Origin of the sequence: Streptomyces sp. NPDC059398 (assembly GCF_042751845.1) — a bacterium.
Taxonomy (GTDB): Bacteria; Actinomycetota; Actinomycetes; order Streptomycetales; family Streptomycetaceae; genus Streptomyces.
Window position 1 is genome coordinate 73,191 of sequence record NZ_JBHYWP010000004.1, and the last position, 11,922, is coordinate 85,112.

The following is an 11,922-nucleotide window of genomic DNA, read 5'->3' on the forward strand; positions in this document are numbered from 1 at the left end:
TAATTGGGCCCCCGGCCAACACCCCAGTGGTGGTGGCCTCTCGGCGGGGCGCCTAAAACGCCCCCGCCCCGGTCTTCCAGGCGGCCGGCCTGGTCGAGCACCTCGTCGGGGCCGCCGACCCGCATCACGACCTGCTCATCACCAAGGGCCAGGCGTCCGTCCTGCACCCCGCCTTCGGCGGCCTGGCCACCTCGATACTCCAGGGCTCAAGGCCCGACGCCGTCGTCTTCGTGCACGACCCGTCCCGCCGGACGCGCTACCACTGGGAACACCTGCCGGTGGCGTCCCCGGAGCGGGAGATTCCGCTGGTGGAGGCGCTTGGCGGCGCTCCCGTGGTGGCCGTGGTGACCCGGGGCCGGGAGAACGTACGAGCCCTGGGCGGCCTGGGACTTCCGGTCGCGGACGTCCTGGACGGCGGCGGCGCCGACCTCGTCATCGACGCGGTGGATGCCGCGCTGGCCGGGCGGCCGGAGTTCCGCCTCTGATCGACGTGGGCCAGGGTCGATACCCCGCCGTGTACTTCCGCCGTTGCGTCCCCGTGTCGTTGCGTCCCCCTAAGGAGTCTCCATGACCACCCCTCAGGTCGCGCTGGCCGCGCGGGCTTCGTTCGCCGAGTGCCCCGCGTGGGACGCCGTGGACGGCACCCTGCTCTGGGTCGACATGAACGCCTGCGCCGTCCACCGCTTCGACCCCGCCCGGGGCCCCGTCGCGACGTGGACGTTCGACCAGCCCGTCGCGGCGGCGCGGCCCCGCGCGGGGGGCGGCCTCGTACTCAGCCTGCGCGACGGGATCGCTGTCACCGAGGCGGACGCCAACTCCCTTCGGTGGCTGGTGAACTGGTCCGACCGTGGCGTACGCGGCAACGACACCGGGATCGACGCGGCGGGGCGGCTGTGGGCCGGCACCATCGCCGGTGAGTCCGCCCCGGGGTGGCTGTCCCGGGTCTCCCCGGACGGGACGCTGGACGTCGCGGCCGACGGCGTACGGCTCAGCAACGGCATCGGATGGAGCCCGGACGGCAGCCGGATGTACTTCGTGGACACGTTCACCCACCGTATCGACGTCTTCGACTACGACGCCGGGACCGGGCGGGCCACGGGGCGGCGTGTGTTCGCCGAGGTCGCCGATACCGCGGGGGCACCGGACGGCCTGTGCGTGGACGCCGAAGGCGCGGTGTGGGTGGCTCTGTTCCGGGGCGGCGCGGTCCGCCGGTACACCTCCGGCGGGCGCCTCGACCGGGAGATCTCCTTTCCGGTGTCGCTCACCTCGTCCTGCGCGTTCGGCGGGCCCGGCCTGACCGATCTGTACGTCACCTCGGCACGGCGCGACCTGGGCGACGTCGAGCCCCTCGCCGGGAATCTGTTTGTGATCCCCGGCGCGGGCCAGGGCATGGCGTCCGTGCCCTTCGCCGGCTGAGCGGCCCGGCCCGGCCCGGACCGGCCCGGAGCCGGCGGACCTTTCCGCCGGCTGAGCGGTCGGCCGTGCGCGCGGGGTCAGCTGCGCGAGGGGCCGGTTGTGCGAGGAGCCGGTTGTGCGCGAGGTGCCGGTTGTGCGTGCGGGGTCAGCTGTGGGTGCGCGCGTACGCGCGCGAGACCGACGTCAGCCATGCCACATCGGCGGAGAAGTCCTGGATGCCCGTCTCCGGTGTCGGCCTCGTTCCACCGGGCGCGGCGGAGGGCCGCGCGTCGGCTCGCGCGGACCGGGTCTCTGGTCCCCCCGAGGAACCGGTCTCCCCGGAGGAACCGGTCCCCCCGGAGGAACCGGTCCCCCCGGCGGGCCCGGTCTCCCCGGCGCGAACGGTCTCCGCGACGCGACCCGGCTCCCCGGCGCGGCCGGTCGCCAAGGCCGCCGCGATCCAGCCGGCCTCCCGTTCCGCTTCGGCTTCCGCTTCCGCGCGCCGCCCGTCGCGTGGGCCTTCCGACGCCCCCGCGACGCCTTCCAGCGCCAGATAGCCATCCCGGATCTCGATCACTCTGCGGTGCAGATGGAAGCGGAGATCCCGCACGGCGGCGATGTCGTGGGCGAGAGGCGGCTGGAGCAGGATGCGCGGATAGGCGCGGTGCAGTGCGCACCACAGGGGCCGCAGCCTGCGGTAGTCGCGGTAGTCGCGGCACCAGGCGAGGACGGCCGAGGCGCGCGTGCCCCACAGGGGGGCGGTCCAGCCGACGATGTTGAGGACCATGCCCACCGTCAGGGCGCTCCGTGAGACCACCGCCCACTGCGCGGAGTTCCAGCCGTACGAGGCGAGAAAGATGTCCGCGAACCGGCCCAGCGGATAGAGGAGTTCGACGGCGGCGCCGACGGCCGCGGTCCGCAGGCCGCGCCGCAGCCAGCTGCCCTCGTGCTGCTGTCCGTACAGCCCGTTCTGGCGTACGTACAGCTCGCTCTGTCGGGCGAAGGTCCAGCAGGCGCGCGCCACCAGGGCCTTCCCGGTGGCCAGCGTGGCGAGGTAGACGACCTGGTACGCGACGAAGAACGGCTGGTCGGCCGGGCGGTACCCGGGCAGGTCGATGAACGAGTTGTGCGGGGAGCCCTGGAGGGTGGCGCAGAGGAAGAGAGCGGCCATCACCGTCGGCACACAGGCCAGGACGAGCATGCGGCGCAGGGCGACGGTCCGGGCACGGGCGACCGGGTGCGTCCAGTGGACGAGCAGCACCTGCTGGCAGGCCAGCGTGGCGATCATCCACATCTGGACCGAGACGTTGTACCAGGTGACCGTGCCGAAGAGGGTGCCCGTCCAGCGCTTGGGGACCGAGAGCAGCAGATACATCGCCTGGCTCCCGAAGGCGGCGCACAGCGCGATGACCGGCGGGTCGCGGCGGTAGCCGTGCAGCAGCGGGATCAGCGTGCAGGCGAAGGCGACCCAGCAGGCCAACGAGCCGACGAGATACCAGGGGTTGGTCATGTCTCGTCCCGCCGTCGCCAGTCGAGTGAACTCTGTATCCGGCCCAGGGTGCTGTCAGGGGCGGGGGCCCGCCCCGTGGAGGCGTCCGTGGCCCGCAGCCGGGTGCCGATCAGGAAGGCCATCACCTCGGCCTCCTGCTCCTGCACGTCCGAGTAGTGCTCCCGGTAGAGCAGGTCCCGTACGAGACCGGGGTCGAGATCGGGGAAGAGCAGGGCCGCCGCATCGCCGGATGCGGCGGCGTCCGCCTGGTCCGCGGTGCGGTGTCCGCAGATCAGGTGGGCCAGCTCGTGGGCGATGATGTGCTCCTGGTGGTGGCGGCTGGTCTGCACCTCGTACACGACGTAGTCGGCGCCCGGCAGGGAGAGCACGATGCCGCACGGGCCCGTCGCGTCCATGTGCATCGGCACGAGGTGGATGGTCCGGCCGCGTGCCCTGCCCACGTGCTCGCAGAGCAGGGGCAGATCGTACGAGCGCGGCAGCGTCAGGGTCTCCAGGCGCCGCCGGCAGCCGCGACGCAGGGCGCCGATGGCGCGTCGCTGGTTCGGTATGCCGCCTTCGCCGTCGTGGCGTCGCGTGGGGTGGAACACCGGGCCCCCTACTCCTCGTTGTCGGGCGGCTCGTGGTGGTGGGGATCGTCGGCGGGCCGCGCGGCGTGCAGGATGCTGACCTCGTGGATGATGCGGGCCAGGGATTTGCGGCCCGCGTCATCGAGACTCATCGCGCGCAGGGCGATGTCGCGAACGTCCGCGTTGCGCATGGCGGTGGCCACGGCCAGCTGGGAGTCGACGCGTTCGGTGGTGCCGTCGTCGAAGAAGTAGGCCACCGGGACCCGGAAGAAGGCGGCGAGTGCCTCTAAGTGGCGCTTGGTCGGGTTGTCCCGCAGACCGGTGCGCAGCTGCCAGGCGTACGTCTTGGAGAAGGTCCCTCCAGTCAACTCGGCGCAGCCGCGCGCCACTTCCTCGTAGGTGTACTCCCGGCCCTCCTTGCGTACCGTGGTGAAGAGTGTGTCGAGTTTTTCGGACAGCGTCGGCATCCGTATCCCCTCCTCGGTGCCGGTCGGTGCCGGGCTTCGTGTGGCCGTTCATCTTAGTTGACAGTGCATTGAGGCGTCTCTAGGGTCACATGGCGTCAGCGGAAATGGGCGGACAGCTGTTCTTCTGTTAGCTCAAATGGGCGGATGTGGTTCGGCTCGATCTGATCCCGGCACCTCGTGGGGGAGACCGTTCACCGCCGCGGGGGGGGGGGCCCCCGGCGCCGGCGCGGGGACGTGGCGCCGGGGGGGCGGGGGGCGCCCCAGCAGAAGCTTGGGTCGGTTGGGGGCGCGCCCCGCCCGCGGGGGGGCGCCCGCGTCCCCCGCGCCGCGCCCCCCCCCCGCCGGGGGGGGTTCGGGGGGCGGGGCCCGCGCCAGACCTTGCGGGCCCGCTGACGCGGGGTGTCCGAGTCGGCGGGGCGCGCGTGCTGGTTCAGGCCACCGTGTATTCGGTGTCGCCGAAGTCCGCGACCACGCGGAGCCGCCCTCCCAGGGCCTGGACGTACGACCGCATGGTGGCGATCTCCGTACGGTCGACCTCGCCGTTCTCGATGGCGGACACCCGGGGGGCCGAGACGCCCATGCTGGAGGCGACATCGCGCTGGGTCAGATCCTGCTCCGCGCGGATCTCGGCGAGCCGGTAGGCCCGTACCTCGGCGAGGAGCTGGTCCATGGCCGCCTGCTTCTCCTCGGGAGACTGGACGGGCAGTCCGGCTGCCACGCGCTCCTCGTGGATGCGGCGCTTGAAGTCTTCCCACCTCACCGTGCTCATTCGTACTCCCTCGTGTCCAACTCGGCGATGTGGTCCTGGTACCGCTGTTCGGCGAGCGGAACGTTGGTGTCGTACCAACCGCGCCAACTCCCTGTCTTGTCCCCTGCTGTCAGGAGGACGGCCCTGCGTACGGGATCGAATGCAAAGAGGATCCGAATTTCGCTGTTTCCTCCGGACCCTGGACGAAGCTCCTTCATGTGGTGCTGTTCGCAACCCTTGATCCGGTCGACAAGAGGCCGTCCCAGCACAGGGCCGAAAGCGGCGAGGACATCGATGGCGTGCTCCACCTGCTTGGCGCTCTGCCAGTCCGTCTCGATCAGTTTCTCCATCCATGTCGCCACTTCTGCGACGAGGAGCACTTCCCATTGAGCCATGCCCCGGAAGTTAACGCAAGCGTTAAGTCGCGGGTTGCTGTTGCCCTGCCGCTCACCCCATCGGGTGAGGCCGTCTACCCCCGCCCCAGCACCACCGTCCCCGACGAGCAGAACCAGCCGCCCGTCCCCGACGCCACCGCCAGTTCCGGCAGTCGGCCGCCCGCCTTGTGGACCTGGCGGTTCTCGCCTGCCTCGCCGCGCAGCTGTCGTACCGCCTCGACCAGCAGGAACAGGCCGCGCATCCCGGGGTGGCAGGCCGAGAGGCCGCCGCCGTCGGTGTTGACGGGTAGGTCGCCGTCGCGCAGCAGGCGGCCCTTCCCGACGAACGCGCCGCCCTCGCCCTTCGCGCAGAATCCCAGGTCCTCCAGGGTCACCAGCGTCATATAGGTGAACGCGTCATAGATCTCCGCGAGATCGATCTCCGCCGGGCGGACCCCCGCACGCTCGAAGGCCAGCCGGCCGCTGACCGCCGCGGGGGAGACCGTGAAGTCGTCCCACTCGGACATCGTGGTGTGCGAGACGTGTTCGCCCGTGCCCAGGACCCATACGGGGGTCTTGGCGCAGTCCGGTACGTACTCCTCGGCCACCAGCAGCACCGCGCAGCCGCCGTCGCTGCGGATGCAGCAGTGCAGTTTCGTGAACGGGTCCGCGATCATCGGGCCGCCCAGTACCTCGTCCACGGTGATCGGCGTGCGGTACAGGGCGTCCGGGTTGTGGGCCGCGTTGGCGCGGGCCTGGACCGCGACCGACGCGAGCTGTTCCAGTGTCGTCCCGTACTCGTGCATATGGCGGCGGGCGGCCATCGCGTACTTGGCGATGAGCGAGTGGCCGTACGGGACCTCGAACTGGAGCGGGCCGCGCGCGCCGAAGGAGAGGTTCGATGTGCGGCGGCGCGCCTTGATGTCGGCGCGGGCCGTGGAGCCGTACACCAGCAGCACCGCGTTGGCGTGGCCCGCGGCGATGGCGTCGGCCGCGTGGGCGGCCATCACCTCCCAGGTGGAGCCGCCGACCGATGTGGAGTCCACCCAGGTGGGTTTCAGGCCCAGGTACTCGGCTACCTCGACCGGTGCGAGGGTGCCCAGGCCCGCCGAGCCGAAGCCGTCGATCACCTCGCGGCCGAGGCCCGAATCGGCGAGCGCGCGGCGCGCCGCCTGGGCGTGCAGGGCGTACGGGGTCGCGTCGTCGGCCTTGCCGCAGTCCGACAGGGCGACACCGGCGACGGCGACCCGCCGCCGCGGACGGGCAGATATGACGGTGGATGACATAAATCTGACGGTACATCAGATCAGTTGCCGGGCAAGGGTGCGGAGCAAGGGTGCCGGGCGGCCGTCGCGCCTCTCGCGTACCGCCTCTGGGCATCTGGTTCGGCGCGCTCTACTATGACGCGCCGTCAGATCAGGAGAGGGGCCCGCCCATGGATGCCGCCTTCACCGCGGAGCAGGACGAGATCCGCCGCACCCTGCGTGAACTGCTGACCAAACGCTGCGGCCCGGACGGGGTCAGAGCCGCAGCCGCCACCCCCGCCGGGTACGACCAGGAGCTCTGGCGCACTCTCGCCGGACAGCTCGGGCTGCCCGGCCTCGCGATCCCCGCGGAGTACGGGGGAGTGGGGTGCGGCCCTGCCGAGCTGGTGCTCGCCTGCGAGGAGACGGGGCGGGCGCTGCTGCCGTCTCCGCTCCTCGCGACGGCCGCGCTGGCCACACCGCTGATCACCGCGCTCGGCACCGATGCCCAGCGTGCGGAGCTGCTGCCGGGCATCGCACGCGGTGAGCTGACCGCCACCCTGGCGGCCCCGCTCGGCCCGGCGCTCGGGCTGCTCGGCGACAACGCGGGCGACTGGGCGGGCGGCGGCCGGGCCGGCGGTGTCCAGGCGCGGCCCACCGACGACGGGTGGCGGCTGTACGGGCAGGCCGACCAGGTGCTCGACGGGCACAGCGCCGGGGTGCTGCTGGTCGCCGCACACACCGGGGGCTTCGCCCGGAGCCGTACCCTGCTCTTCCTGGTACGGGCCGGCGCCGCCGGGATGTCCCGGACACGGCAGACCGCACTGGACGCGACCCGGCCGCAGGCCCGAATCGAACTGCGCGACACAGAAGCCGAGTTGCTCGGCGATGAGCCGGAGCGCGGCGGGGCGGGCGGGGTCGCCGGTGTGCCGGGAGCGCTCGCCCGTACCGGATGTGCGGCGGCTGCCGTGCTGGCCGCCGAAGCGGTGGGCGCGGCGGACCGTGCGCTGGAGCTCACGGTCGAACACGTAAGGCAGCGCGAGCAGTTCGGACGCCCCATCGGCTCGTTCCAGGCCGTGAAGCACCGGCTGGCCGGGCTCTATGTGCAGGTGCAGGCGGCCAGGTCGGCGGCGTATTACGCGGCCTGGGACCCGGCAGCGGGCGGGCTCGCGCTGGCGCAGGGCCTGGAGGCGCTGCGCGGCGCGGCGTCCGACGCGGTCCAGCTGCACGGCGGGATCGGCTTCACCTGGGAGCACGACATCCAGCTGTACTTCAAACGGGCGTCGTCGGACGAGCTGCTGTTCGGCCCGGTGCACGGGCTGCGCGCGCACGCGGCGGAGTGTGCGGGGCTCTTCGCGGGCCGAGCGGCGGTCGCGGTCTGATGACGCGGGGGACCCGACTGGTGCAGAAGGTGTCGTCCACCCGTACGTTCGCCCGGTTCGCGCCGCACGTCGTACCGGCGGTGGACCGTGCGGTGCACCGGCTGACCCGGGGAAAGGTGCTGCTCAGCGCGCGGATGCTGCCCGGCGTGATCCTCACGGCGACCGGTGCGAGGAGCGGGGCGCCGAGGGTTACGCCATTGGCGTGCATGCCGGAGAAGAGGGGAGTGGGGAGCGGTGTCGAGGGCGCACCGTGGCCGTCGTCATGGGTCCTGGTCGGTTCGAACTTCGGGCGTCCCGGCCATCCGGCGTGGACGGCCAACCTGCTGGCGCACCCGGACGCCGACATGAACTGGAAGGGCGAGGACATCCAGGTCAGGGCGCGGCTGCTGGAGGGTGCGGAGCGGGCCGAGGTGTGGGCCACGGCGCTGGCGTTCTGGCCGCCGTACGCCGCGTACCAGGCGAGGGTGGACCGGGAGATCAGGCTCTTCCGCCTGGAGCGCCGCTGAGGCGTGTGCCGCGCGAAATACGCCCCGTATGCCGCACTCCACGCCGCGGGTACGCGGACGGCGGACCACCGATGTGGTCCGCCGTCTGCGCGACAGGACGAAGGACGTGGTGGCGCCCCGCGGTTACTTTGTCGGTTTCTTGCCCGTGATGCCCAGGTGGACCAAGAGGGCGAGGTTCGGGCGGAGTTCGGCCTGTTTGACGCCCCAGGTCTGGAACCCCTTCTGGTGCGCGGCCACGGCGGCGAGCATGGCGACCAGGGAGCCCGCCATCGCCGCGGGGCTGACGTCCTTGTCGACGCGGCCCTTGGCCTGGAGCTCCTTGACCGCGTCGGTCAGGGAGTTGGTGACGGAGTTCAGGATCTTCATGCGGATCTTGTAGAACCGCTTGTCGCCCTCGGCCGCACCGAGGTCGACGACGCGGAGGATCGCGTCATGGCGGCGCCAGAAGTCGAGGAATCCCTCCACGAGTTCCTCGGACGTCTGCCAGCCGGCCTTTCCGGTCCAGGAGCGCCCGGAGACCAACTCGGTGAGCCCCGCACCCTCCTTGGCCATCTCCTCGGCGATTTCGAGGACCGCGCCCTCGACGTCCGGGAAGTACTGGTAGAAGGTCGCGGGCGAAGTCCCCGCCTTCCGGGCCACGTCGATGACCTTGACGTCCCGGTACGGCGATGAGCTGAGCATCTCGCTGAGGCAGTCGAGCAGCTTCTGCCGCGTCGCCTGACCTCGGCGGCCGGCCACACGGCCGTCGACGGTGCGTACTTGTCCTGTCATGCCGTCAGCTTACCGAGGGGTGATCGGAGCGCGATTCGGCCGACTGCAAATGGGGTCCCGGCCGGTATTCGTGCTGGTGCCCGCGCCGCTCATGGGGCGGCCCGGGGCGGCCCGGCGGCTGGATCCGCATTGATATTGTTATCAACAGGCTGTGGATAACTTCCGTGGACAACTCTGTCAAACCTGTCCGCGCTGTGACGGGCATCACTCCTGAGCGGCTCCACCGTACAAGAGCGGCAGCCCCGGCCCGTACGGTCCGTGGGTCCCCGGTGGGCGCCATGTCCGGATCGCGGTGAGACACCCCGATCCGCCCCCGGGTTCGCAACGAGCACCTCGGACAGGAACAATCGGGGTGCGCACCGCCGGGCGGTGCCCAGTGGTGAGACGCTGAACTCAGCTGTATTTCGCGGTCCCCCTTCCCCGGGGCCCGTACGGGGAGGTGGGAGGCGCGTGGTGGAGCAGCTGACGCAGCACGATCCGAGGCGGATCGGCCCGTTCGAGGTGCTCGGGCGGCTCGGGGCCGGCGGTATGGGGCTGGTCTATCTGGCGCGCTCGGCATCGGGCAGGCGCGTGGCGATCAAGACCGTACGGACCGAGCTCGCCGAGGACCAGCTGTTCCGGGTCCGCTTCTCCCGCGAGGTGGAGGCCGCCCGCGCCGTCAGCGGCTTCTACACGGCCGCCGTGGTCGATGCCGACGCACGCGCCGCCGTGCCCTGGCTGGCCACCGCGTATGTGCCCGCGCCCTCGCTCGAAGAGATAGTGAGTGAGTGCGGGCCGATGCCGGCCCAGGCGGTCCGCTGGCTGGCCGCCGGGATCGCCGAGGCCCTCCAGTCGATCCACGGCGCGGGCCTCGTCCACCGGGATCTCAAGCCGTCCAATGTGCTGGTGGTGGAGGACGGGCCGCGCGTCATCGACTTCGGTATCGCGTCGGGCGTCTCCAACACCCGGCTGACCATGACGAACGTCGCGGTCGGCACCCCTGCGTACATGTCACCCGAACAGGCGAAGGACTCGCGCAATGTGAAGGGCGCGAGCGATGTGTTCTCGCTCGGCTCGACGCTGGTCTTCGCGGCGACCGGCCATGCGCCGTTCCACGGGGCGAACCCGGTCGAGACGGTGTTCATGCTGCTGCGCGAGGGCCCCAATCTGTCGGGCCTGCCCGATGAGCTGCGCCCGCTGATCGAGGCGTGTATGCAGCAGGACTTCACCCAGCGGCCCAGCCCCGAGGACCTCCAGGCGCAGCTGGCCCCGCATCTCTTCGCGTCCGGCGGCGACGACAGCGGCACCGCGTCCGCCTGGCTGCCGGCCCGCGCCACCGCGATGATCGAGACCCGGCGCGGAGGCCGCCCGCCCGCGCCCGTGCCGCGTCCGGCGAACCCCTCGCCGCCGCCGAGACCGTCGTACGACCCACCGCAGCCGGCCCAGCCGTCCAGGGCCGCCCAGCCTCAGCCCCAGCCCCAGCCGCAGTCGGCCCAGGCGCAACAGGCGCCCGCACAGCAGCCGCAGCCCGCCCAGGCACAGCAGCGACACCAGCCGCAGCCGGCTCACGCGCAACACCAGCCCCAGCCGCAACACCAGCCGCAGGCCCAGCACCAGACCGGGTGGCGGGACGGATCCGTACGGCTGCCGGGCGCCCAGGTGCCCATCGGGCCGGGGCCGCGCGTCGCCGAGGCCCGGGCGCACGCCGCCACGCCCGCCGGATCGGCCGGTCCCGCGACCGGGTGGGTACGCCCCCCGGCGGGCCGGCACGGAGCGGAGGCGGCGCCCGCGACGGCCGCGCCACCCGCCCCCCGGGCCCCCGAGGGGGCCACCCGCTGGCGCCCCTGGCGGTTCCGTATGTCGAACGACGTCTGGGGGACCCCGGCCGTCGAGGGCGAGCTGCTGTACGTCACCTCCTTCGAGGTGCACGCGCTCGATGTGGGCAGCGGGCGGCGCCAGTTCAAGACCAAGGACGTGGCGTGGGCGATGGCCGTGGCGGGCGGTCTGATCCACGCCTCCGACGGCCCGACCCTGTACGCGCTCGACGGCACCGACGGCACCGACCGGTGGCGCCTCTCGGCTGACGCGTGGGTCTACTCGCTCCAGGCCGAGCGCGGCACCGTCGTCACCGGCACCCGGGGCGGCGGCGTACAGGCATGGGAGGCGTCCAACGGCGAGAAGCTGTGGGAGCTGAGCGGAGCCCAGACGGATTTCGAGACACCGGAGTCAGGGCCGGCGATCCACGGGGACACGGTGTACGTCTGGAAGGACGCCCGCCTCTTCGCACTCGACCCGCGTACCGGCACCGAGCGCTGGTCGTACCCGGTGGGCGACGCGGCGGCGTGCGGGGGAGTGCCCGTGCGGGTGACGTCCGCCGACGACGGCTGTGTGTACATCGCGGCCGGCACCCGCGTCCTGTCGGTCGACCGCACGTCCGGCCTGGTGCGCTGGCACTTCGAGGCCCCCGCGGTCTTCCTGTCGGCCCCGGCCTTCGCCCCCGGGCCCGCGGTGGCCGGGGGCGGTGTGTACCTCGCCGACTACCTCGGCACGGTGTACGCCATCGACGCGGCGACCGGCAAGGACCGCTGGCGCATCGCCACCGAGTCCCGGCAGTCGCTCCACCCGCTGCTCGTCGCCCAGGGCAACGTCCATGTGGGCAGCGGCAGCGCGCTCTACACGCTGGACGCGGTGACCGGCACCCCCAAGTGGCGTTTCGCCGCGGGCGGCGAGGTGGTCGGAGCGCCGGTGGTCGCGGACGGCAGAATCCACTTCGGCTCGGCGGACCACTGCCTGTACACGCTGGACGCGGTGGGCGGCCAGCTCCGCTGGAAACTGGCCACGGGCGGCGAGATCACCGGCTCACCGGTGGTACGCGGGGGAGTCGTGTACGCGTGCAGCAAGGACCGCTGCGTCTACGCCCTGGACGCCGCCAAGGGGACGGGCACGGGCCGGGCCAGTTGAGGAGCGGGGGTCCGGAGGC

12 protein-coding genes are annotated in these 11,922 nt (G+C 72.2%); 5 read left to right on the forward strand and 7 right to left on the reverse strand.

From position 1 onward, the window contains the following. The first annotated feature begins 89 nt into the window (after positions 1-89). A complete protein-coding gene (locus ACFXBC_RS02975) occupies positions 90-485 on the forward strand; it encodes a DUF1611 domain-containing protein (RefSeq protein WP_385018127.1) in 396 nt (131 codons plus the stop codon). A gap of 82 nt (positions 486-567) precedes the next feature. Next, complete coding sequence (locus ACFXBC_RS02980; RefSeq protein WP_385017988.1) at positions 568-1,416, forward strand: SMP-30/gluconolactonase/LRE family protein; 849 nt, start codon at positions 568-570, stop codon at positions 1,414-1,416. Positions 1,417-1,561: 145 nt separating this feature from the next. Here the strand turns inward: ACFXBC_RS02980 and ACFXBC_RS02985 are convergent, their stop codons facing one another. From ACFXBC_RS02985 to ACFXBC_RS03010, 6 genes are all read right to left on the reverse strand, one after another. Continuing rightward, positions 1,562-2,905 carry an MAB_1171c family putative transporter gene (locus tag ACFXBC_RS02985; RefSeq protein WP_385017990.1) on the reverse strand — a complete coding sequence of 448 codons (1,344 nt, stop codon included), beginning with the start codon at positions 2,903-2,905 and terminating at the stop codon, positions 1,562-1,564. After that, positions 2,902-3,492: a toxin gene (locus tag ACFXBC_RS02990; protein ID WP_385017992.1), complete on the reverse strand. Its 591-nt coding sequence runs from the start codon at positions 3,490-3,492 to the stop codon at positions 2,902-2,904. The genes ACFXBC_RS02985 and ACFXBC_RS02990 overlap by 4 nt, the downstream gene beginning before the upstream one ends. Before the next feature lie 8 nt (positions 3,493-3,500). Beyond that, complete coding sequence (locus tag ACFXBC_RS02995) at positions 3,501-3,938, reverse strand: XRE family transcriptional regulator (RefSeq protein ID WP_385017994.1); 438 nt, start codon at positions 3,936-3,938, stop codon at positions 3,501-3,503. 430 nt (positions 3,939-4,368) lie between these two features. Then, positions 4,369-4,707: an XRE family transcriptional regulator gene (locus ACFXBC_RS03000; RefSeq protein ID WP_385017996.1), complete on the reverse strand. Its 339-nt coding sequence runs from the start codon at positions 4,705-4,707 to the stop codon at positions 4,369-4,371. Next, positions 4,704-5,081 (reverse strand): type II toxin-antitoxin system RelE/ParE family toxin, encoded by a 378-nt coding sequence (locus ACFXBC_RS03005; protein WP_385017998.1) that lies wholly within the window; start codon positions 5,079-5,081, stop codon positions 4,704-4,706. The genes ACFXBC_RS03000 and ACFXBC_RS03005 overlap by 4 nt, the downstream gene beginning before the upstream one ends. A gap of 74 nt (positions 5,082-5,155) precedes the next feature. Beyond that, complete coding sequence (locus ACFXBC_RS03010; RefSeq protein WP_385018000.1) at positions 5,156-6,346, reverse strand: acetyl-CoA acetyltransferase; 1,191 nt, start codon at positions 6,344-6,346, stop codon at positions 5,156-5,158. Positions 6,347-6,495: 149 nt separating this feature from the next. Between ACFXBC_RS03010 and ACFXBC_RS03015 the strand changes: the two genes are divergently transcribed. Both ACFXBC_RS03015 and ACFXBC_RS03020 read left to right on the forward strand, forming a co-directional pair. Continuing rightward, positions 6,496-7,686: an acyl-CoA dehydrogenase family protein gene (locus ACFXBC_RS03015; RefSeq protein WP_385018002.1), complete on the forward strand. Its 1,191-nt coding sequence runs from the start codon at positions 6,496-6,498 to the stop codon at positions 7,684-7,686. Next, on the forward strand, positions 7,686-8,192 hold the full coding sequence (locus ACFXBC_RS03020; RefSeq protein WP_385018004.1) for a nitroreductase family deazaflavin-dependent oxidoreductase: 507 nt from the start codon (positions 7,686-7,688) through the stop codon (positions 8,190-8,192). The genes ACFXBC_RS03015 and ACFXBC_RS03020 overlap by 1 nt, the downstream gene beginning before the upstream one ends. A gap of 123 nt (positions 8,193-8,315) precedes the next feature. Here ACFXBC_RS03020 and ACFXBC_RS03025 read toward each other — a convergent pair whose 3' ends face one another. After that, positions 8,316-8,963 carry a TetR family transcriptional regulator gene (locus ACFXBC_RS03025; protein WP_385018006.1) on the reverse strand — a complete coding sequence of 216 codons (648 nt, stop codon included), beginning with the start codon at positions 8,961-8,963 and terminating at the stop codon, positions 8,316-8,318. A gap of 450 nt (positions 8,964-9,413) precedes the next feature. Here ACFXBC_RS03025 and ACFXBC_RS03030 point away from each other — a divergent pair, with 450 nt between their 5' ends. After that, positions 9,414-11,903, forward strand: coding sequence for a serine/threonine-protein kinase (locus tag ACFXBC_RS03030; RefSeq protein ID WP_385018008.1), 2,490 nt, complete (start codon positions 9,414-9,416; stop codon positions 11,901-11,903). The last annotated feature ends 19 nt before the right edge of the window (positions 11,904-11,922 follow it).